Origin of the sequence: Chelatococcus composti (assembly GCF_014201415.1) — a bacterium.
Taxonomy (GTDB): domain Bacteria; phylum Pseudomonadota; class Alphaproteobacteria; order Rhizobiales; family Beijerinckiaceae; genus Chelatococcus_A; species Chelatococcus_A composti.
Map to the genome: position 1 here is coordinate 40,799 of NZ_JACHEH010000008.1, position 21,090 is coordinate 61,888.

Annotated in this window: 18 protein-coding genes and 1 pseudogene; 7 read left to right on the forward strand and 12 right to left on the reverse strand. The window is 69.4% G+C overall.

The features are described from left to right. Positions 1–4: 4 nt before the first annotated feature. Together HNQ73_RS15830 and HNQ73_RS15835 are read right to left on the reverse strand one after the other, a co-directional pair. The gene (locus HNQ73_RS15830) at positions 5–949 is read right to left on the reverse strand and encodes an alpha/beta hydrolase (protein ID WP_183336044.1); all 945 of its coding nucleotides are present in this window, start codon (positions 947–949) and stop codon (positions 5–7) included. Further along, a complete protein-coding gene (locus HNQ73_RS15835; protein ID WP_183336045.1) occupies positions 946–1,578 on the reverse strand; it encodes a GntR family transcriptional regulator in 633 nt (210 codons plus the stop codon). Before HNQ73_RS15835 ends, HNQ73_RS15830 begins: the two co-directional genes overlap by 4 nt. A gap of 424 nt (positions 1,579–2,002) precedes the next feature. Between HNQ73_RS15835 and HNQ73_RS15840 the strand changes: the two genes are divergently transcribed. After that, positions 2,003–2,767 (forward strand): SDR family NAD(P)-dependent oxidoreductase, encoded by a 765-nt coding sequence (locus HNQ73_RS15840; RefSeq protein WP_183336047.1) that lies wholly within the window; start codon positions 2,003–2,005, stop codon positions 2,765–2,767. A gap of 97 nt (positions 2,768–2,864) precedes the next feature. On the opposite strand, the gene HNQ73_RS15845 is transcribed toward HNQ73_RS15840, so the two are convergent. From HNQ73_RS15845 to HNQ73_RS15890, 10 genes are all read right to left on the reverse strand, one after another. Then, on the reverse strand, positions 2,865–4,526 hold the full coding sequence (locus HNQ73_RS15845) for a Na/Pi cotransporter family protein (RefSeq protein WP_183336049.1): 1,662 nt from the start codon (positions 4,524–4,526) through the stop codon (positions 2,865–2,867). A 90-nt stretch (positions 4,527–4,616) separates the two neighbouring features. Further along, on the reverse strand, positions 4,617–5,366 hold the full coding sequence (locus HNQ73_RS15850; RefSeq protein WP_183336051.1) for a 5'/3'-nucleotidase SurE: 750 nt from the start codon (positions 5,364–5,366) through the stop codon (positions 4,617–4,619). 9 nt (positions 5,367–5,375) lie between these two features. Continuing rightward, positions 5,376–6,527 carry an MBL fold metallo-hydrolase gene (locus tag HNQ73_RS15855; RefSeq protein WP_183336053.1) on the reverse strand — a complete coding sequence of 384 codons (1,152 nt, stop codon included), beginning with the start codon at positions 6,525–6,527 and terminating at the stop codon, positions 5,376–5,378. A 5-nt stretch (positions 6,528–6,532) separates the two neighbouring features. Further along, a complete protein-coding gene (locus HNQ73_RS15860; RefSeq protein ID WP_183336055.1) occupies positions 6,533–7,609 on the reverse strand; it encodes an ABC transporter ATP-binding protein in 1,077 nt (358 codons plus the stop codon). Further along, positions 7,597–9,303 carry an ABC transporter permease gene (locus HNQ73_RS15865; RefSeq protein ID WP_183336057.1) on the reverse strand — a complete coding sequence of 569 codons (1,707 nt, stop codon included), beginning with the start codon at positions 9,301–9,303 and terminating at the stop codon, positions 7,597–7,599. Before HNQ73_RS15865 ends, HNQ73_RS15860 begins: the two co-directional genes overlap by 13 nt. 22 nt (positions 9,304–9,325) lie before the next feature. Further along, a complete protein-coding gene (locus HNQ73_RS15870) occupies positions 9,326–10,324 on the reverse strand; it encodes an ABC transporter substrate-binding protein (protein ID WP_183336059.1) in 999 nt (332 codons plus the stop codon). A 114-nt stretch (positions 10,325–10,438) separates the two neighbouring features. Continuing rightward, entirely contained in the window at positions 10,439–11,692 is a 1,254-nt protein-coding gene (locus tag HNQ73_RS15875) for a dihydrolipoamide acetyltransferase family protein (protein ID WP_183336061.1), read from the reverse strand. Then, positions 11,692–12,690: an alpha-ketoacid dehydrogenase subunit beta gene (locus tag HNQ73_RS15880; RefSeq protein WP_276513686.1), complete on the reverse strand. Its 999-nt coding sequence runs from the start codon at positions 12,688–12,690 to the stop codon at positions 11,692–11,694. The genes HNQ73_RS15875 and HNQ73_RS15880 overlap by 1 nt, the downstream gene beginning before the upstream one ends. A 7-nt stretch (positions 12,691–12,697) precedes the next feature. Continuing rightward, entirely contained in the window at positions 12,698–13,714 is a 1,017-nt protein-coding gene (locus HNQ73_RS15885) for a thiamine pyrophosphate-dependent dehydrogenase E1 component subunit alpha (RefSeq protein ID WP_183336065.1), read from the reverse strand. Between the two features lie 87 nt (positions 13,715–13,801). Continuing rightward, positions 13,802–15,145 carry an NAD(P)H-dependent oxidoreductase gene (locus tag HNQ73_RS15890; RefSeq protein ID WP_244650255.1) on the reverse strand — a complete coding sequence of 448 codons (1,344 nt, stop codon included), beginning with the start codon at positions 15,143–15,145 and terminating at the stop codon, positions 13,802–13,804. A 184-nt stretch (positions 15,146–15,329) separates the two neighbouring features. On the opposite strand from HNQ73_RS15890, the gene HNQ73_RS15895 reads away from it, so the two are divergent. The 6 genes and pseudogenes from HNQ73_RS15895 (at position 15,330) to ptsP (ending at position 21,005) form a co-directional block, all read left to right on the forward strand. After that, positions 15,330–16,292, forward strand: a complete 963-nt coding sequence (locus HNQ73_RS15895) for a sugar-binding transcriptional regulator (RefSeq protein ID WP_183336067.1) — start codon at positions 15,330–15,332, stop codon at positions 16,290–16,292. A gap of 218 nt (positions 16,293–16,510) precedes the next feature. Beyond that, the gene (locus HNQ73_RS15900; protein ID WP_183336069.1) at positions 16,511–16,948 is read left to right on the forward strand and encodes a transcriptional regulator GutM; all 438 of its coding nucleotides are present in this window, start codon (positions 16,511–16,513) and stop codon (positions 16,946–16,948) included. Positions 16,949–17,053: 105 nt separating this feature from the next. Further along, positions 17,054–17,572: pseudogene (srlA, locus tag HNQ73_RS15905) on the forward strand (PTS glucitol/sorbitol transporter subunit IIC); the annotation flags it as partial. A 37-nt stretch (positions 17,573–17,609) separates the two neighbouring features. Beyond that, entirely contained in the window at positions 17,610–18,614 is a 1,005-nt protein-coding gene (srlE, locus tag HNQ73_RS15910; RefSeq protein ID WP_183336072.1) for a PTS glucitol/sorbitol transporter subunit IIB, read from the forward strand. A gap of 15 nt (positions 18,615–18,629) precedes the next feature. Continuing rightward, on the forward strand, positions 18,630–19,013 hold the full coding sequence (locus HNQ73_RS15915) for a PTS glucitol/sorbitol transporter subunit IIA (RefSeq protein ID WP_183336074.1): 384 nt from the start codon (positions 18,630–18,632) through the stop codon (positions 19,011–19,013). A 3-nt stretch (positions 19,014–19,016) separates the two neighbouring features. Beyond that, positions 19,017–21,005 (forward strand): phosphoenolpyruvate--protein phosphotransferase, encoded by a 1,989-nt coding sequence (gene ptsP, locus HNQ73_RS15920; RefSeq protein WP_244650257.1) that lies wholly within the window; start codon positions 19,017–19,019, stop codon positions 21,003–21,005. Positions 21,006–21,090: the final 85 nt, after the last annotated feature.

Here is a 21,090-nt window from a genome sequence, read left to right on the forward strand (position 1 = left end):
TCCGCTAGCGGCCGAACACCTCCCTGATGTGCGTCGCAGCCGCCGCGATGGCCGCCTGTGCCGCTGGCAGCTCGCGCGTCATGCGCAGGAAGCCGTGGACGACGCCGGGAAACACGTCGAGGCGGAAGGGAATGCCGGCGTGTGCAAGCTTCTCGGCGAGCAGCAGCGTGTCGTCGAGCAACGGGTCGAGCCCGGCGGCATTGAGATAGAGCGGCGGCAGACCCTGGAGCGACGCCCGCAGCGGGGCGGCGAGCGCGGCCGTATCCGCCGGGAGGGGGCCAAGGAAGTTGCCCCAGTACCACTGCATGATCGCGGTGCTGAAAAAGAAGCTGCCGTCGCCCAGCCGCTCGTGGCTCGCCGTGTCGAAGATCGGCGCATAGCAGCCGTAGAAGAGGGCCGCTGTCGGCGGCAGCGTCTGCCTCCGGTCGCGCCGGGCGAGGAGGGCGGCGAGCGCGAGGTTTGCCCCGGCGGAATCGCCGGCGAGGGCGATCCGCCCCATGTCGACGGGGCGTCCGAGCCCGCCGTCGGCCGCAAAGGCGAGGGCGGCGAGAACGTCGTCGAGCGGCGCGGGAAAGGGGTGCTCCGGCGCCAGCCGGTAGTCCATGCCCAAGACGGCGCAGCCCGACGCCTGCGCCAGGTTGCGCATGGTGCCGTCGTGCGTGTCGACGGAGCCGAAGGTCCAGCCGCCGCCGTGGACGTAGACGACGAGGCCGTTCGCGAGCGCATCCGCCGCTGGCTCGTAAAGCCGCGCCCGCATCTGGCCGGCGGCGGTGCGCACCGTGAACTCCCGCACGGCCGCAAGCGCCGGCGCACCCTCGTTCCAGGGCTGCGCCAGCGCCTCGAAGGTCTTGCGTGCCTCGCCGATCGGCATGGCGCGATAGTCGATGGCCGGCGCGGTACGCATGCGCTCGTAGATGGGCCGGAAATGCGGGTCGAGAGACGGGGTCATGCCGACTGGCGCTCCGAGGAAATGTCGACGATGGTGTCGATGTGATGGCCGAGCGCCTCGGCGAGGCCGCTGCCGTCGCGCGCGGCGAGGCGCTCGTAGATGGGCCGGTGCCGGCGGGCCGTCTCGAGCAGGGGGCGGCGGTGGCGCGGCTCCCACAGTTTCTGCCGGTGCGAATGCAGGATGCAGCGCACGAGGATCTGCTCCAGCGCCTGCAGGCCCGCGAGGCGGAAGATGAAAAGGTGAAACTCGGTGTCGAGCTCGATGAGCTGGTACTGGTCGCCTGCGCCGGCTGCGCGCTCCATCTCGTCCTGCAGGGCGCGCAGCTGCGCGAGGGCCGCATCCGTCACCGCGGCGGCGGCACGAACGGCGCCGCGCTTCTCGATGCGGCGCCGCAGCGCGAGAATTTCGTCGGCCTCTTCCGGGGCAAGCGGCGTGACCGTGGTGCCGCGATGGCCGCTGCGGATGACGAGCCCGTCCTCCTGCAGGCGCAGCAGTGCCTCGCGCACGGTGCCCTGGCTGCAGCCGAGCTCACGCGCAAGGCCGAGCTCGGTCAGCGTGATGCCGGGCTGCAGTTCGTTGAGGATGATACGGCGTTTGACCGCCGAATAGGCTGCCTCGCGCGGACGCACGGCCAGAGTCCTTTCCGCATCCACGGTTATCGATATCAATATCAATATCGATATTGATAATTTAAGCGGCGCGATCTGGCAAGCCGGCGCAGGGCGCGCGGCTATGGTTGAAGGAGGGGCCGGGCATCAGCCGCCGGCCTTTTGCCGCTCGCGAGGCTCTCTGGCGACGAACGGGAGTTGGCGTGCGGCGGCATAGGGGATATGAAGGAAATAAATCGATTAACAGACGAGTCTGCGCGGCCGCCGGCAGACGGGCCGAGCTTTCCCGAGCCAGGCGGGCTCTGGTCGCCGGCCGCCTGAGGTGCGGGGCCGGAGACGCGCGGTCTTCGGGGGCGGCTCGCGCCGAACCAACGGGGAAACGATCGCTGGCCGTCCGCGGACGGGCCGTGGTGCCGGCGGTCCAGTCTAGGGAGACGAAACCGACATGTTGGATGATCTCAAGGGCAAGCGCGTCCTCATCACCGGCGCGAGCACCGGCATCGGCGCGGCCACGGCCATCGAGTTCGGGCGCCTCGGCAGCCATGTCGTCGTGCACTACAACTCCAGCGAGGACGACGCCAGGGCCGTCGTCGACACCATCCGCAAGGCCGGTGGCAAGGCCGACCTGCTCAAGGGCGACGTCAGCGTCTCGGCCGAGGCGATCCGCGTCGTCAACGAGGCAGCCGGCATCCTCGGCGGACTCGACGTGCTCATCAACAATGCCGGTGCGCTCGTGCAGCGCTCGCCGGTAACCGACATCACGGACGAGCTCTTCGACCGGGTGATCGACCTCAACGTGCGCTCGGTCGTCATGGCCTCGAAGGCCGCCGTGCCGCACCTCAGGAAGGCCGGCGGCGGCGCCATCATCAACACGAGCTCCATCGCCGCGCGCAACGGCGGAGGTCCCGGCGCGGGGCTCTATGCAAGCGCCAAGGCCTTCGTGTCGAACCTGACGCGCAACATGGCCAAGGAATATGCGGCGGACAACATCCGCGTGAACGCGGTCGCCCCCGGCGTCATCATAACGCCGTTCCACCAGCGTTTCTCTACGCCGGAGATGCTGGAGGCCATGCGCAAGACCATCGTCATGGGGCGCATCGGCGAGCCGCAGGAGTGCGTCGGCGCCTACGTCTTCCTCGCCTCCCCGGCGATGAGCGGCTACATCACCGGCCAGGTGATCGAGGTCAACGGCGGCCAGCTGATGCCCTGACGCACCGCCGGAACGCAGGGCATCGCCCCTGCCCGATCGGCAACGGCCCGCTCCGGAAGGGGCGGGCCGTTCTCCTTTGCCGGTTGCGGCCTTGCCTTCAGGCCATGGCGGCCGTGCCGTCGCTGCGCAGGCGGCTCTCGCGCAGGGCGCCCGCCTCGTCGAGGATGGGGTAGGCGACCGAGGTGATGTGGGCGTTGATCTGCTTGAGGTCGCGCAGCACGTCCAGGTGCAGCGTGCTCGACTGGATGCTCTCGATGCGCCCCTCGCGCAGGCGTTCCAGGTGCCGCTCGGCGGACTGGCGCTCCATGTGGCGCACGTTCACCTTCACCTCCACGAGCTTGCGGGCGAGGTCCATGTCCCGGCTGATGAAGATGCTCTGGGCGATGCGCAGGTTCTCCAGCGTGCGCGCGTGCAGCTCCTCGATCTCCGCCATGCCCTCGCGCGAGAAGCGCAGCCCGTACTTGATCTTCTTGCCGATCATGTCGAGCAGGCTCTTGTCGATGATGTCGCCGATATGCTCGAGGTTGATGGCGTAGGAGATAATCTCCGTGGCCTTGCGCGCATCCTCGTCGTCGAGCCCCTCGTGGCCCAGGCGCGAGAGGTAGAGCTTCACCGCCTGCTGCAGCGCGTCCACCTCGTCGTCCATCTTGGCGATCTCGCTCTTGAGCTTGGCGTCGTTGTTGCGCAGCGCCTCCAGGCTCTTGACCAGCATCACCTCGATCACGTCGCCGATGCGCAGCGTCTCGCGGGCGGCGCAGCTCAGCGCCACGGCAGGCGTGTCGAGCGACGCCTCGTCGAGATAGCGCGGCCCCATGCGTGTGTCGGGCAGCTGTGGCAGCAGCCGCTCGGCGATGCGCGCGATGACGCCGACGAGCGGCAGGAAGATCACGGCGAGCGCAATGTTGAAGGCCAGGTGCACGTCGACGGCGAAAGTGCTCGTCAGCGCCGCAGCATGGGCGAGGTAGCCCTCGGCCGGGCCGATGAATGGCAGGGCCAGCAGGCAGCCGGCGCCGCGGACGGCGAGGTTGCCCAGCGTCACGCGGCGCGCCAGCGGGCCGTAGCCCGCGGTGGCGAGCGCCGGCGGCACGGCCCCGCCGAGATTGGCGCCGAGGACGAGCGCGACGACAAGCCCCGGGTCCATGTTGCTCGAGGCGGCGAGCGAGGCAACGAGCAGCACGATGGCAAGGCTGGAGGCGGCAACGAAGGCAAGCACCGCCGCCACCAGCAGGCCGACGACGGGCGCTGCGCCGAGTGCGGCGAGCAGGCTCTGCAGCGTGGGGGAGGCGCGCATCGGCTCCGTCGCCCCGCCGATAAGCTGCAGCGACAGGAGCATGAGGCCGAGGCCGATGATGGCGCGGCCGATGGCCTTGGGCTTGGAGCTGTCGGTCGCCATGAAGGTGGCGACGCCGCACAGGATCAGCACCGGGGACAGCCAGTGCAGGTCGAGCGCCAGCAGCCGCGTCACCAGCGCCGTGCCCACGTTGGCGCCGATCATGATCGCCTGCGCCATGGCCGTGGTCATCAGCTCGCGGCTGGCAAAGGAGGCGGTGATGAGGGCCGTGGCCGTGCTGCTCTGCACGGCGATGGTTGCCGCCAGGCCGGCGAAAAAAGCCTTGAAACGGTTGGTGGTGCCGAGCGCGATCCAGTGCCGGAGGCTGGAGCCGAAGGCGCGGGTGACCCCGGTCTTGACCATGCGCAGGCCCCAGAGCAGCAGGGCCCCGGCGCCCAGAAGGTCGATCAGCACCAGATTCGCCGACATTCACCGCTCCCTTGCCGCCTGGCGGCCGTATCCGTCTGCCTCGCTCGGTGTTTCGTCTCCCCGCCGATGTCGCATCTTACTGTAAGCCGGTTATTTCACCATGCCGGCCCAGCCCGCTATGGTTGCATCGTCGAGCGGCGCATGGGCGAACCAGCAGTGCCGCACGATGGTGACATGGCCGCAGTCGATGGCCGTGTTCTCGTCGCCCGGCAGCAGGGTGTGCGGCCGCCCGCGACGGATGCGGCAGGTGATGCGGTCCCCGTCCCGCTCCGTCACATCCATCGCCGAGGCGATCTTGTCGCGGCCGATGCGCGCGCCGGCGAGCGGGGCCGGCAGTTCCTTCGGCAGGTTGACGGACAGCCACGTTCCCTCGCTGTGCCAGTCGCCCCGCGCCGCCCACAGGAGGTCGATGAGAGCCCGCACCGCGTCCCGCTCGCGCCCGCCTGCGGCGCCACCCTTGGTGCGGGAGAAGGCGAGCGCCGGAAGCCCCCACATGGCCGCCTCGCGGGCGATGGCCATGGTGCCGGAATAGGCCATGTCCTCCCCCACGTTGCGCCCGTCATTGATGCCGGAGAGGACGAGATCGGGCCGTGCCTCGGCCATCAGCACCGACAGGGCGGCCACGACACAGTCAGCCGGTGCGCCGGAGCAGGCATAGGTCCGCTCGTCCTGCCGGGTCAGCACGATGTCCCTGTCGAAGGAGAGCTGGTGGCTCGCCGCCGTCCACTTCCGCTCCGGCGCGACGATCCACACCTCGTCCCCCCGCGCCCGTGCCGCCTCGGCCAGCAGTGCGAGGCCCGGAGAGGTGATGCCGTCGTCGTTGGAGATGAGAACGCGCATGGAGGCCCTTCAGATGTCGAGGCTCGCGCCGGTCGAAAGGTCGGCGCGCAAGAGGGGGATGTGCGCCGCCAGGGCGCGCAGCGTCGCCGGATCGCAGGAATGGCCGAGGACGACGCGCGCGCCGCTGGCGGCGACGATGGCGCGGTTCTCGCCGAGCGTCGGGTGGGTCGGCAGGCGGTTCCAGGCCGCCCGACCGGCCCGTACCATCCTGTCGCCGGGGCTGTCCTTGGGCAGGTGGCCGGTGAACAGCACCGGATGGCCGCGCTGCTCGGCAAGGGGCAGAATCGTAGCCGCGGGGCCTGACATGCCCATGCCGTCGTGGCAGAGCAGGGCGGCCTGCGGCAGCGGCTCGCCCTCCCGCCAGTCGCGCGCAGCGGCGAGGCGTGCGGCGAGGCTCCCGCTGACGCCGGGCCGCAGCCATTCGTCGGCAGCGAGCTGCGCCTCGAGGGAGGCGCGCATGCCGGGGGCGAGGGCAATCGGCTCGGGCAGGATGGCGAGCAGCTCCAGCGAGCGGCCGGCGAGCGGCGTCGGCAGCACGCATCCCTCGGGGTGCTCCGCCACGAAGGCGGCCACCTGACGCGCGCGCTCGCGCGCCGGCACGTCATCGTCGCCATAGGAGGCGTCGATGGCGATGGCGTCGCAGGGCGGCAGCGGGTCCATCATGAACACAGGGCTGTCCGGCACCACGTCTCCGCAATAGGCGAAGCGCCGCTCGCCGTCGTCGATCACGCACCAGGAGCCGCCGACGATGTGTCCCGAGCGGCCTGTGGTCACGGTGAAGGGGCCGAGCGTCACAGTGCCGCGGGCCGGCAGGGGCTCGACGGCGGCGGCCTTCGCCCGCGCGCGATCGTCCGGCGCGGCATAGGCCGCCCAGGCGAGATCCGCGTCGCGCGCGGTTTCCGCGCCCATCAGGATGCGGCCGGCAAAGCCGTGTGCGAGGGCCCAGCCGAGCGCCGTCACATGGTCTTCATGGGCATGGGTGATGATGAGCGCATCGGTGGCGGCGAGCGCGGCCGGAGAGACACGCGGGTAGTAGTCCGCGTGATCCATGGGCACGCTCGTGTTGATGCCCGCATCGAGCATGAGGCGGTAGCCCTTGCTCTCGATGGCGAGGCTCGTGCGGCCCTTCTCTCCGAAGCCGCCGAGGAGGTGAATTCGCATCTGCTTCAGCTTTCGGTCGTCGCCGGCAGCACCCAGCCGTCGTTCACGACGATGTCCACGACGTCGCCGGGACCGTGGTGGAAAGGCTCCGGCACCGCGAGGTGGACGGTGACGTCGGGCGCCCGCACGAGACTGGCTTCGAGCCGGAAGAAGCCGCCCTGGTAGACGGTGCGCACGATGTGGGCAGAAAGGCCCGTCTGGCCCGGCCCGGCGATGGCGAGGTCGCGGGCGCGGAGGCATACCTTGGCGTGGCCGGCTTTCTGCAGCGGCGAGGCGCGCAGCGACACCTCGAGCCCGTAGATGCGGCCGTGGCAGCGGCCCTCGCTGTCGGCGGCGCCGACCTCGGCGGGCAGCACCATGCCCTCGCCGATGAAGCGGGCCACGGTCTCGTTCGCCGGCTGGCGGAACAGGTCCGACGGCGTCGCGATCTGCAGCAGGCGGCCGCGGTCCATCACCGCGATGCGGTCGGCAAGCGCCATGGCCTCCGCCTGGTCGTGGGTGATGTAGATCATCGTCGTCGCCGTGCGCTCGTGGAAGCGGGCGAACTCGTCCTCCATCGCCGCGCGCAGGTGCACGTCGAGGTTGGCGAGCGGCTCGTCGAGCAGCACGAGCGAGGGTTCGGTGACGAGGCAGCGCGCGAGCGCGACGCGCTGGCGCTGGCCGCCGGAGAGAAGACCCGGCCGGCGCTCGGCGAAGGCCTCGAGCCCCACGAGCGCGAGCGCCTCCTTGACGCGGCGCGTCCGCTCCGGGTCCTTCACCCCCGCCACCTTGAGGCCGTAGGCGACGTTGTCGAACACGCTCATGTGCGGCCACAGCGCATAGGACTGGAAGACGATGCCGACGCGCCGGTGCTCCGGCGGCACATGGCGGCGCGCGTCGGACACCACCGTGTCGCCGATGCGGATCTCGCCATCGTCGATCTGGTCGAAGCCGGCGATCTGCCGCAGGAGGGTCGTCTTGCCGCAGCCGGAGGGGCCGAGCACGGCGAGGAACTCCCCGTCCCGCACCTCCATGGAGACGGCGTCCAGGGCGCGGTAGTTGCCGAAAGTCTTGGAGACCCTGTCGATGGTCAGTCGCGCCACGGCAGCACTCCCTGGGGCAGCTTGCGAGCAAAGAGAAGGGTGGCGAGCATCAGCGCCAGCGTGACGATGACCGTCAGCACCGCGAGCGCCGCCGCATAGGTGGAATCGCCGCCCTGTTCGAAGGAGAAGACGACGACGCCGAGCGTCTCGTTGCCGGACGACCAGAGGAGGGCCGACACCGTGAGCTCGTTGAAGGCCGTGAGGAAGACGAGAAGCGCGCCCGCCGTCGCCGCCGGGGCAACGAGCGGCAGGATGATGGTGACGAGCCGGCGCAGGAGCCCAGCCCCCGCAACCTGGGCCGCCTCTTCGAGCGTCCGGTCGAGCTGGTGGTAGCCGCTGGCGACGGGGCGCAGCCCGAGCACGAGGAAGCGCGCCACGTAGCAGAAGAAGATGATCCAGATGGTGTTGTAGAGCGAGACGCCGAACACCGGCAGCGGCTTGAGGAAGATGAGGATGGCCGCGATGGCCAGCACCACGCCCGGCAAGGCATAGGGCAGCTCGGCGGCGAGGTTGAGCAGCCGCAGCATGCGCGAGCGCCGCCAGACGAGGAAGTAGGCGAGCGGTACCGACACCACGACGATCACGACGGCGGCAGCAGCCGACAGCCCGAAGCTGTTGGCGAAGGCGCGCCGCGAGGCCGCGTGGTCGAACATCACGTAGGCATAGTTCTCCAGCGTCGCCGACGCGGCGGTCAGCGGCACGCCGTAGCTCGGCACCAGCGAGGTGGCGACGAGGCCGGCGAGCGGCACCACGAGGATGACGAGCACAAGCGCCCACAGCAGGATCTCGCTCGGCAGCCGCCAGCCGCGCAGCTCGAAAGGCCTGGCCGCCGTCGATGTCGTGGTGATGCGGAAGTCGCGACGGCGCAGCATCAGGTCCTGCACGACGATGCCCGCCATGGCAATGACGCCGATGAGCGTCGAGAGGACGGCCACCTCGGAGAGGGCACTCGGCCCGAGCCCCGACAGGCGCTGGTAGATCAGCGTCGGCAGCACGAGGTAGTTCGCGGGAATGCCGAGAAAGGCCGGAATGCCGAAGTTGCCGAGGCTCGAGACGAAGCACAGGGCGATGCCGGCGACGAGCGGCGGTGTCATCAGCGGCAGGATGATGGTGCGCAGCACCGTGAGCTTGCCGGCACCGGCGGCTAGCCCGGCCTCGATCAGCTCCTTCGGCAGGGCGCGCAGGCCAGCGCGCAGCGTGAGGAAGACGAGCGGCGCATACTGGATGCCGAGCAGCAGGATGATGCCCTCGGCCGAATAGAGCGGGTTGCGTGTGCCCAGTGGCGGGGCGAGGCCCAGCGTCTTCAGCAGGGCGCTTGACGGGCCCGTCACCTGCAGCCAGGCGAGCGCCGTGACCTGCGGCGCGATCATCAGCGGCAGCACAAAACAAAACACGAAGGCGTTGCGCGCCCGCATGTCGGTGAGGGCGACGAAACAGGCGACGATGCTGCCGATGACGACGGCGAGGACGGTGCCTCCGAAGGTCGTCACCAAGCTGTTGCGCACCGCCGTCCAGGTGGTCGGATCGGACAGGACCGCGCCGATCACGCCGGAGGAGAGCGCGCCGCCTGGCGCGATGCCCTCGAGGACGAGCCGTGCAAGCGGCAGGATGGAGAGAACGGCGACGAGGACCACGAGCCCCCACAGGAGCGTAAGATCCCCGCCGCGCATGGCCTTGGCAGCGCTGCCGCTCATGACGTTTCGCTATCCGGCCGGCTCAGTTGCCGAACATCTCGGCGAAGCGCTTCTTGTCCGCCTCGGTCGACTCGACGACCTTGGCGATGTTCGTCGCCATCAGCTTGATCTCGGTGCCCTCCGGCAGCCAGTCGGGCTTGGCGACGCCGGCCTTGGCGGGCACGTAGCCCATGGAGGCTGCGAGCTTCTGGCCGTCGTCGGAGAGGATGAAGTCGACGAACGCCTTGGCGGCCGCCTCGTTCTTCGTGGTCTTGAGGATGGCGACCGGCTCGGTCACGGCCGGCACGCCCTCGGCCGGGAAGACGAAATCGACCGGCGAACCCTTGGCCTTGGCGTTGAGCGCCATGAAGTCAACGAGGACGCCGTAGGCCTTCTCGCCGCTGGCGACGGACTTCAGCACCGCGCCGTTGCCGCGCACGGCCACCGCCTCGTTGGCCTTGAGCCCCTCGTAGAACGACCAGCCGAGGTCGGGATGCTCCACCATCGTGCTCAGCATGATGGCGGCCGCGCCGGAATAGAGCGGGCTCGGCATGGAGATCTGCCCCTTGTAGGAGGGTTTGGTCAGATCCTTCCAGGACGTGGGCTTCTCGGCCGCGCCAGTGTTGTAGGCGATGCCGGTCGTGATGAGCTTGGAGCCGAAATAGGTCTTGTCGGCGTCGTAGGTCTCCTTGTCGAAGCCGTCGACCTTCGCCTCGGGATAGGGCAGGAGGCGCCCGTCCTTCTTCAGGATCTCCATGCTCGCGGCGTCGGCGATGAACAGGACGTCGGGGCGCGGGTCGCCGGCCGTGAACTCGGCGGCGAGCTTGCCCATCACCTCCGTCGTGCCGGAGCGGAAGATTTCCACCTCGACGCCCGGATAGGCCTTCTTGAAGGCCTCCGTCGTCATGCTGGCGTCCTTCTCGGGCTGCGAGGTGTAGAGCACGAGTTTGCCGGACGGGGCCTGGGCAAAGGCAGGCGCCGCGGCGAGGGCCGCGGCGAGCGCGCCGGCGGCGACAAGGGTACGGCGGGTCAGCGTGTTCATCGTTTTCCTCCCACTGTGGGCCAAGGCTGCGCACGATGCGCGGAGCTGGCATACCTATCGTCTGGTGGTTTTGCTTTTGTGACGATGGATCCTGTGATTTTTCCGACAGTTAGATCAGATTAGCACCTCCGGGCACTCGATGGCTTCCCTGAGGTCGGCCATGAAGCGCGCGGCCGTCACACCGTCTACGATTCGATGGTCCGACGACAGGGAGAAGGTGGCCATCGGCCTCAGCACGATCTGTCCGTCACGGCCGACCGGCGTGTCCACGGTGCGCCCGACGGCGAGGATGGCGCTTTCAGGCTGGTTGATGATGGCGGTGAAGCTGTCGACCCCGTACATGCCGAGGTTCGAGATCGTGAAGGTGCCGCCGCGCATGTCCGCCGGCTGGATGGTGCGGTTTGCCACTGCCTCGCGCAGGCGGCCGAACTCGCGCGTCAGTTCCGCGAGGTTCTTGCCCTCCGCGCCGCGCAGCACGGGCACCACCAGGTCGCCGTCCCGTTCCATGGCGATGCCGATGTTGACGGTGGGGTGCAGCCGGGCGGCATCCCCCTCGACACTGGCGTTGAGCATGGGGTGGCGTGGCAGGATGCCGGCGACGACGCGCGCAAGGAGCACCGTCAGGCTCGGCCTGACACCCACCGCCTTTTCGATGCGTGGGCCGACGCGCTTCAGAAGCGCTTGCAGGGCGCCCATGTCGATCTGCGCCATCATGTAGAAATGCGGCGCAACCCGCATGCTCTCCGAAAGCCGGCTCGCGATGATGCGCCGCACGGGACCGAAGGGCACGAGCTCCCCTTCGGTGGGCGCCTCGGCGGGCGCCCGCGCCGCGACGGGCGCCGGCTCGGCAGGCCGCTTCGCCAGATGGGCGAGCACGTCCTCCTCCGTGATGCGCCCGCGCGGGCCAGAGCCCGTCACCTCGGCGATGGCGATGCCGTGGAGGCGGGCCGTGCGGCGGGCAAGCGGCGTCGCGCGCACGCCGCTGTCGAGGGCCCGCGCAGGATGGCCGTTCGAGGCCGGCGCGGTGGAGGCGGCGGCCTCGCCGGAGGGGGAGGCTGGCGGTTGCTGCGCCTGCGGGGCGGCTGCCGTCTCCGCCGCTGGCGGCGGCGGCGTGTCGCTGGCGTCCTCGCCCTCCAGAAAGATCCACGCCACGGGCGTGCCCACCGCGATTGGCTCGCCGGAGGCGGGCACGAGGTTGCGGATGATGCCGCTCGCCGGTGCCTCCACCTCCATGACGGCCTTGTTGGTGCCGATCTCGAAGAGGATGTCGCCCTGCTTGACGAAATCGCCCTCGGAGACCTTCCAGGCCTCGATGGAGCCGGTCTCCATGTCCATGTCGACCTTGGGGAGGATGACCTCGACGGGCATCAGGCTTCTCCCCTGGCAAGTCGGCGCGCCGCCTCGAGGATATTCTCCTCCTGCGGCACGGCGGCCTTCTCCAGCACCGGGTTGTAGGGCAGGGGCACCTCTGCGCCGCCGAGGCGGATGATGGGCGCGTCGAGAAAGTCGAAGACATCGCTCTCGGCGATCATGGCCGAGATCTCGGCGCCGATGCCCATGGTCTTCACGCCCTCGTACACCACCAAGAGGCGGTGCGTCTTGCGCACGCTGGCGGCGATCGTGTCGAAATCAATGGGGCGCAGGCTGCGCAGGTCGATGACCTCGGCGTCGATGCCCTCCTGCGCCAGCTTCTCGGCGGCCGCCACGGCGCGCACAGCCATGATCGACGAGCCGACGATGGTAAGGTCACGGCCCTCGCGACGCACGGCCGCCTTGCCGATCGGCACGCGATAGTCGCCCTCGGGCACATGGCCCTTCGTCTTGTAGAGCAGCTTGTGCTCGAAGATGAGGACGGGATTGGGGTCGTCGATGGCCGCCAGCAGCATGCCCTTGGCGTCGTGCGGGGTCGACGGCTGGATGACCTTGAGCCCCGGCACGTGGGCGAACCAGGCCTCAAGGCTCTGGCTGTGCTGGGCCGCTGCGCCGGTGCCGGAGCCGCCGGGCAGGCGCACAACCATCGGCACCTTGGCCTTGCCGCCGAACATGAAGCGGATCTTGGCCGCCTGGTTGACGATCTGCTCCATGGCGAGCGTGACGAAATCCGAGAACTGGATCTCCAGCACCGGCCTCATGCCGGTGATCGCCGCGCCGACGGCCGCCCCCGCGATGCCGAGCTCACTGATGGGCGTGTCGATAACGCGGTCGGGGCCGAAGCGGTGCACGAGATCGCCGGAGACGCCGAAGGCGCCGCCGTAGACGCCGACATCCTCGCCGAAGAGGAAGACGCGCTCGTCCGCCTCCATGGCGATGGCCAGCGCCTCGCGGATGGCCTCGGCATAGGTGAGTTCGCGCACCGCGCTCTCCACGGCGGCCTCAGTCAGCGTAGACATCGCGGGTCAGGTCCTTCGGGTCCGGATCAGGGCTCGCCTTGGCGAATTCGAGGGCGGCGTCGATCTCCGCCTGCGCCGCCTCCTCGATGGTCATCAGCTCCTCGGGCGTGAAGCGCCCGTGTGCCACCAGCTCGGCCTCGAGGCGGCGGATGGGGCAGCGGTTGCGCCACTCCTCGATCTCCTCCTTGGTGCGGTAGAGGTTGCGGTCGCTCTTGGAGTGGCCGCGCAGGCGGTAGGTCTTGCACTCGATGAGCGTCGGCCCGCCGCCCGAGCGCGCCCGCTCGGCCGCCTCGCGGGCCACGGCCGCCACGGCCGGCAGGTCGTTGCCGTCCACGATGATGCCGGGCATGGCATAGGCCACGGCACGATCGGCGACATTCGGCACCGCCATGGCGCGGCTGACGTCCATCGACATGCCGTACTTGTTGTTCTCGCAGACGAAGAGGATCGGCAGCTTCCAGATCGAGGCCATGTTGAGCGCCTCGTGGAAGGCGCCTTCGTTGGACGCCCCGTCGCCGAAGAAGACGACGGCCACCCGGTCGAGCTTCTGCGCCTTGATGCTCATGCCGACGCCGACGGCGATCGGCAGGCCGCCGCCGACGATGCCGTTGGCCCCGAGGTTGCCGCCCTCGACGTCGGCGATGTGCATGGAGCCGCCGCGGCCCTTGCAGTAGCCGTTCTCCTTGCCGAAGAACTCGGCGAACATGCGCGCCGGGTCCGCCCCCTTGGCGATGCAGTGGCCGTGACCGCGGTGGGTGGAGAGGATGTAGTCCTCCGCCTTGAGCGGCAGCGTCGAGCCGACGGCGCTCGCCTCCTGACCGATGGACAGGTGCATGGTGCCGTGGATGAGGCCGCGCATGTAGCTCGCCTCGGCCGCCTCCTCGAACTTGCGGATGAGGTGCATCTTGCGCAGCACGCCCCGCATCGTCTCGTCGTCGATGGCCGCCAGCTCCGGCCGCTGGTTGGGTCGCTGTGCAGTGGTGTCGGTGTCAGCTTTCATCGCGTTTCCAACTCGCAGCTCATGTCGGCGTCCCGTACCGATGACCCTTTCGCCGCAATGTGGGCGCGGGGGCGCCCGGCGGCACTCTCACTTGCCCTCGAGCCGGGCGATGTAAGCGTCGTGCTCCTTGCGCACCTTCGCAATCATCAGGCTCTCGTCGGGGGCGCAGTTCTCGTAGGTGAGGTACTCGCCCTTGCGGATGGGCCGGGTAACCTTCGCCCCCTGGGCGAGGCCGATCGGCAGCGCCTTGAGCGCGACCGCGTCGGGCCGGGACAGAGCGATGCCGCGGTAGCAGTATTCACCGATGGCATCGAGCGTCTCACCCACGGCGAGGTCGCGCTTGGCGACGGCGCCGACTTCCGCGCTCGGCACCGGCAGCGGCCGCATCAGGCTGCGGCCGTAGATGACGGCATTCGCCGCCGAGAGCGGCACCTCGATGCTGGTTAGGTGATAGGGCCGGTAGAAGGTGTAGTAGGGGCCCTCGCCGAGGTGCAGGTCCTGCATGCGCTCGCGGATGCGGGGGTGGCGCATCTCAGCGACGACGAAGACGCCCGGTGCAACGCCGCGCGCCACCGAGAAGTCGACGACGCCACGGCGCGACAGCAGGCCGCCGTCCTCCTTCGGGCACAGCACCTTGTGCAGCTCCTCGCGCGGCGCGGCCGGCCCGTGCATGCCGGGCACGTCCGGCACGAGCCCGGCGGCGTTGGCGATGGCGACCATCTCCACCATCGTCTTCGAGCCGTCGACGAACTCCACCAGCATGCGCGGGTTCATGTTGCGCCGGCGCGCCTCTTCCTCGTAGGCGTCGGGCGTGGCGTCGACCTTCAGGGGGTTGTTCTTGCCCTTGCCGGCGGCGACGACGGGATAGCCGAGGCTGCGCACAAAGTTGATGAGCTCCATCGTGCAGCAGGGCTCGTCGCCGGCGGCCAGTGTGTAGACGACGCCCTTCTCGTCGGCCTTCGACGCCAGGTAGCTGCCGATGGTGATGTCCGCCTCGACATTCATCATCACGATGTGCTTGCCGGCGGCGATGGTGGCGAGCGCAACCATGGCCCCGACATTAGGGTTGCCCGTGGCGTCGATGACAACGTCAACGCCCTCGGCCGCGCAGACGGCCTCGTAGGAGGGGGCAACCGCGAGCCGGCCCTCGCTGATGGTCGCCGCAACCTCGCCAGGGCTTGTCGCCGTCTTCGGCTGCCGCACGCTGCCGCCGGCGATGGCGCAGGCTTCGCTCACCCGCTCCACGATGGCATCGGCCGCGGCGACGATCTCGATGCCGGGCATCTGGGTGGTTTGTACGACGATGTCGGTGCCCATCTGGCCGACGCCGATGAGGCCGACGCGGACCGGACGGCCCTCGCGCTCGCGGCGCAGGAGGGCCTCGATGAGGGAATCGTCACTGGCGCGCCCTGCGGGCGTCCTGTTGTCCATGGGCTGCTCCCCTCTGCGTGGCGGCTTGCAAGGTGCCGCCGTTCGCACATTTGTACGTTGCAACGAACATAAATTCATGAACGATTGGACGTCAAGGCGCATCGGACGGGGCGCCGCGCGCTTGCCTCCGGCCACGCTTTCCGTACTGTCGCGGCCGATTGGATGATTGGGAAAATCGTTGCCGATGCGTGCCGAGAAGCTTGCCCGCCACGAGATCCAGCCCTCGTCCGACCTGAAGGTCAGGGCGGCGTGGCTCTACTACGTAGAGGGCCTCACGCAGGAACAGATTGCCCAGACGATGAACATCGGTCGGATCAAGGTCGTGCGGCTGCTGGCGGCTGCGCGCGAGGAGGGTCTGGTCCGCATCCGCATCGAAGCCAAGGGCGCGGAGCAGATCGCGCTGGAGCGCCGCCTCGTGCGCGAGCTCGGCCTCGGGGAGGCGATCGTGGTGCCGGCGGCTGCCGACGAGGCGGACACCGCGATGCTCGTCGGCCAGGCGGCTGGCAGCTACCTTAACGACCAGGTGCGCGATGGCATGTCCATCGGCATTGGCTGGGGCGCCACGCTGCACATGAGCCTCAAGGCGCTCGGCAACGGACGCTACGAGAACCTCTCCGTCATCTCCCTGATGGGCGGGCTCACGCACTCGCGCACCATCAACCCCTCGGCCGTGGCGCGCCGGGTCGCCGACGCCTTCGGCGCCGAGTGCTACCAGCTCACGGCGCCGATCTTCGTGGCCAACGAGACGGTGCGGAACCTGCTCTGGGAGGAGCCGGGCCTCAAGGAGCTGCTGGACAGGGCGCGCCGCGTCGACATCGCCCTCGTCAGCGTCGGCAACGTCAGCGAGGAGGCGACGCTCTTCCGCCAGGGGCTGCTTCCGCGCTCGCAGCTCGAGAGTCTGCGCGAGGCCGGCGCGGTCGGCGACGTGCTGTGCCATTTCCTCGATGCCGAGGGCAATGTTGTCGACCATCCCTTCAACCGCCGCATCATGGCGATCGACCTCGAGGACATCCGGCGCATTCCCAAGGTCGTCGTGGCCGCCGGAGGCTACAGCAAGGTACGCGCCATCCGCGCCGCGCTGAAGGCGACCGCCGCGAGCGTTCTCGTCACTGACGAGCCGGCGGCGCTCGGCCTGCTCGAGGGCTGACGGACAGGCGTTCGAGTGCCGCGACGCACCGGCCGGGCGTCATCGCCACCGCTCCGCGATCCCGCGAATACCGCAAACCGCACCGCTTGCGGGCGACCGGTCGCCCGCGTGAAAGCGGCCGTGTTGTCGCGGTGTCAAACACATTGACGGCAACGGAAACAAATGTACATTCATTTGTGCAAGACACGAACAAACGTGCGGCATCAGGGGAGGACGGCATGAACTTCTGGCAAAGTGCGCTGCTCGTCCTGGGCGTCCTGTGGGCGCTCCAGAGCGTCGGCACCTATCTGCAGATGCGCCACTACCGCCGCGTGCTCGGCGACATCACCACGCGCTGGGCCGACGGCTATGTCGGCGTCGGCGTTGCCAAGGCGAACTTCGGCCGCGGTGTCATCGCCATCCTTGTCGTCGGTGCGGACGAGCGGGTGCGCGAGGCCCTCGTCATGGAAGGGCGCAGCGTCTTCGCCAAGTTCGTGTCCCTGCCCGAGCTGGCCGGCGTGCCGGCCGCCGAGCTGCGTGCGGGCGCGCGCGCCAGCTCAGCCAACCGGACCGCGGCCTTCCGCCAGGCGCTGGAGCAGATCGACCGGCTGCGTGCCGGCGATGAGGAGGCGCCCGCGTCCGCCCGCATGGCGGGGCCGACCCCGGCCGTTGCCTGACGTGCCGGGAAACCCTCGGCGGTGACGCTGCGAGGGAACGATGAAGCAAGGCAAAATGTCTGGGGAGGGTGAACGATGTTGGAATGGCTGGCTGGAGGCGCCGAGGCTTTCATCGGCGTGTTTAACGAGGGCGGCAAGGTTTTCGTCGCCTTCGTCACGGGTATCCTGCCGACGCTGATCGTGCTCCTGACGGCGGTCTACGCCATCATCGAGCTGGTGGGCGAGCAGCGCGTGCACAAGGTGGCGCGCTATGCGGCGGGCAACGCTTTCACGCGCTACACCGTCCTGCCGGTACTGGCCGTCTTCTTCCTCACCAACCCGATGGCATACACCTTCGGCGTCTTCCTTGAGGAAAAGCACAAGCCGGCCTTCTACGACTCGGCGGTGTCCTTCGTGCACCCCATCACCGGCCTCTTCCCGCATGCCAATCCGGGCGAGCTCTTCGTCTGGCTCGGGGTGGCGGCCGGCATCACCAAGCTCGTCGAGAACGGCACTGCCCCCTTCTCGCTCGCCAAGCTCGCGCTCTTCTACTTCGTGGTCGGCCTCGTGGTGATCCTGCTCAAGGGCATCGTCACCGAGTGGATCACGAAGCTTATCGCGCGCCGTGAAGGCGTGACGCTCTGAGCCGCCGTGCTCGGAACGCGAAGGAAGGAGCACGGACATGGCGAACAGGCAGTTCAAGGCCGTCAGGATCGAGCGTGGCGCGCGCGGCTGGGGTGGCCCCCTCGTCATCCAGCCGACGGAGGAGCGTGACAAGGTGGTCGCCGTCACCGGTGGCGGCATCCCGGAGGTGGCCCGGCGCATCGCGGAGTTGACCGGCGCGACAGCGGTCGACGGCTTCACCTCGCCGCCGCTCGAGAGCGAGATCGCCGTCGTTGTGGTCGATTGCGGCGGCACCGCGCGCTGCGGCGTCTATCCGCGCAAGCGCATCCCCACGGTCAATCTCACACCCGTCGGGCAGTCGGGCCCGCTCGCCCAGTTCATTACGGAGGATATCTACGTCTCCGGCGTGACGGTGGACACGATCCACCCCGCCGACGGCCGCGAGGCGCCGGCAGCTGCCGGCGCGCAGCCGGCCGGTGCCAACCCCTTTGCCGCGCCGGCCGGGGCCGCCATGCCGGCGGAGGATGCCGGGGGCGTCGTCGGCTTCATCACCGGCATCGGCCGCTCCATGGGCCACGTGGTCGGCGTGCTGTTCAACAGCGGGCGGCGCTCGATCGACCAGGTCATCCGCAACGTCCTGCCGTTCATGGCCTTCGTGACGATGCTCATCGGCGTCATCAACGCCACGGGCATCGGCAACTGGCTGGCGCACCTGCTCGAACCGCTGGCGGGCAACATCTTTGGGCTACTGGTGCTCTCAGCCATCTGCGGCCTGCCGTTCCTGTCGCCGGTGCTCGGGCCAGGCGCAGTCATCGCCCAGGTCATCGGCGCGGCCATCATCGGCCCGGCCATCGGCAACGGCACCATTCCGCCCGCCATGGCCCTGCCGGCCCTGTTTGCCTACAACACGCAGGTCGGCTGCGACTTCGTGCCCGTGGGCCTCGCGCTCGGCGAGGCGAAGCCCGAAACCATCAAGATCGGCGTGCCGGCGGTGCTGCTCAGCCGCCAGATCATGGGGCCTGTGTCCGTGGTCATCGCCTGGCTCGCCAGCTTCGCGCTCTGAGGGAGGAAGACCGCCATGACGCTGCTCTATCGCACGGTCATCACGACGATCGGGCCCGACGTGGCGGATCTTGCCGAAGGCGGCGTCGTCATCCTCTTTGCGGAGGGGGCGCCGCCGGAACTTGCGGAAGTCGCCGTGTTGCACCGGGCGGAAGGCGAGGTTGGCGCCGCCCCCCGCCCGGGCGACGTGCTGCGCATTGGCGGGCGGGAGTTTTCCATCACCGCCATCGGCGAGACGGCGTGGAAGAAGGTGGCCGATATGGGCCACGTCGTCTTCAACTTCTCCGGCGTCGTGAGCCCTGACCGGCCGGGCGAGATCTGCCTTGAGGCGACAGAGGGGGCGGACGTGCTGCCGCTGCTCGTGCCGGGAGCCGCCATCGAGATCCTGGCGAGGGCCTGAGCAATGGCAGGGCAGGCGGGTATGGAGCAGGTGATGGAAGCCGAGCGGACGGCGATTGTGCAGCTGGAGGAGGGACTGCATGCGCGCCCGGCGGCGCGTGTCGTCCAGTTCGCCAAGGGATTCGTCTCGGACATCGAAATCGTCAAGGGCGGGCGCTCGGCCAATGCCAAGAGCACGGTCAAGCTCATGCTGCTGGCCGTGAAGGAGGGCGACGAGATTGTCATCCGGGCCCGTGGCGAGGACGCCGAGGCAGCCGTCGAAGGGCTCGCCGCCATCGTCACCGGCGAGGCGGATGCGCCGGCCACCCCCGCAGCGCGCGAGGAGGCGGCTGGTGCCGCTCCCACCGCGCTCCCGGCGCAGGAGCCGGCTGCGCCGGGCGAGCTCGTCGGCGTCGCTGCCAGCGAGGGCGTGGCCGTCGGCCCGGCCTTCGTCTACCTGCCGCACGAGCCACAGCCCCGGCGCACGCACATCGCCGCTGGAGAGGTCGAGGCCGAGACGCTGCGCTTTCGCCGTGCCGTCGAGGCCGTCTGCGCCATGCTTGAACGCCGCAGCGACGATGACGATGCGGCGGCCGCAACTGCCGCCGACATCATGGCGGCGCTGAGGGACGTGGCGCAGGATCCCGAGTTCCTCGAGGCCGTCGAGGCGCGCATCGCGGCGCAGGAGGACCCTGTCGCCGCCGTGCTCGCCGTCGGCAGGGAGCTTGCCGAGCGTTTCACCCATATCGACGACGCCTATTTCCGTGCCCGCGCCGAAGACGTGCGCGGCGTCGCCCGCCAGGTGGCGAACGTGCTGCTCGGACGCGATGGGAGCGATCTTGCGGCGCTTGCCGAGCCCGCGATCCTCGTAGCAGGGCATCTGAGCGCGCTCGATCTTGCCCGCCTGCCGTTGCGCCTGCTCAGGGGCCTTGTCACCAGCGAGGGCGGGCCGACCTCGCACATCGCCATCCTCGCACGCTCCTTCGGCTTTCCGGCCGTCGTCGGCGTCAAGGCCGAGGAGGCAGTGCTGCGGGCGGCGAGGACGGTTGCCGTCGACGGCGGGCGGGGCGTTGCCGTCGTCAATCCCGATCCCGCCGTCGCGGCGGCCTATGCGGCGCGGCTGGAGAAGGCGGAAGAGGAGCGGCGTGCGCTCGCGGCCTTCACCCATGTGGTGCCGAAAACGCGCGATGGTCGCGTCATCGAGGTGGCGGCCAATCTCGGCTCGGAGGCGGAGATCGACGGCGCCCTCGGTTTCGGCGCCATGGGCGTCGGGCTCTTCCGCACCGAGTTCCTCTTCATGCACGGCAGGACGCTGCCGAGCGAGGACGAGCAGTTCCGCATCTATGCGCGGGTGGTGAAGGCGTTCCGCCCGCACGCGGTCGTCTTCCGCACGCTCGACATCGGCGGCGACAAGGCCCTGCCCGGCATCGCGCCCGAGCGGGAGGAAAACCCCTTCCTCGGCTGGCGCGGCATCCGCATGTGCCTGGACCGGCCGCACCTGCTGAAGCCGCAGCTGCGGGCCATCCTGCGCGCCGCCGCCCTGGGCACGGCGCGCGTGATGTTCCCGATGGTCACAGACATCGCGGAGGTGAGGGCAGCCAGGGCGATCGTCGACGCCTGCCGGCAGGAGCTTGCGGAGGAAGGGCAGGAAACCGGGCCGCTCGAGGTCGGCATCATGGTGGAGACCCCGGCAGCGGCCCTGTGTGCCGCCACCCTCGCCCGCGAAGTGGACTTCTTTTCCATCGGCACAAACGACCTGACGCAGTACACGATGGCCGCGGACCGCACCAACGCCCGTCTCGCGCATCTCAACCGGGCCGACCATCCCGCCGTGCTCGCCATGATCGAGATGACCTGCCGGGCCGCGCGGGAGGCCGGCATCAGGGTCGGCGTGTGTGGCGAGGCCGCCGGCGAGCCGGCCATGATCCCGCGGCTCCTCGGCTGGGGCGTGAGCGAACTCTCCATGAGCCCGTCGCTCATTCCGCGGGCGAAGAAAATCGTCAGCGAGTGTTGAAGGCAGGCGCAACCGTCTGCCGCAAGGTTTCTTCCCCTGACTGGACCCCCGCCGGAGCCTTTCCGGCGGGTTCTTTTTTGCGGGT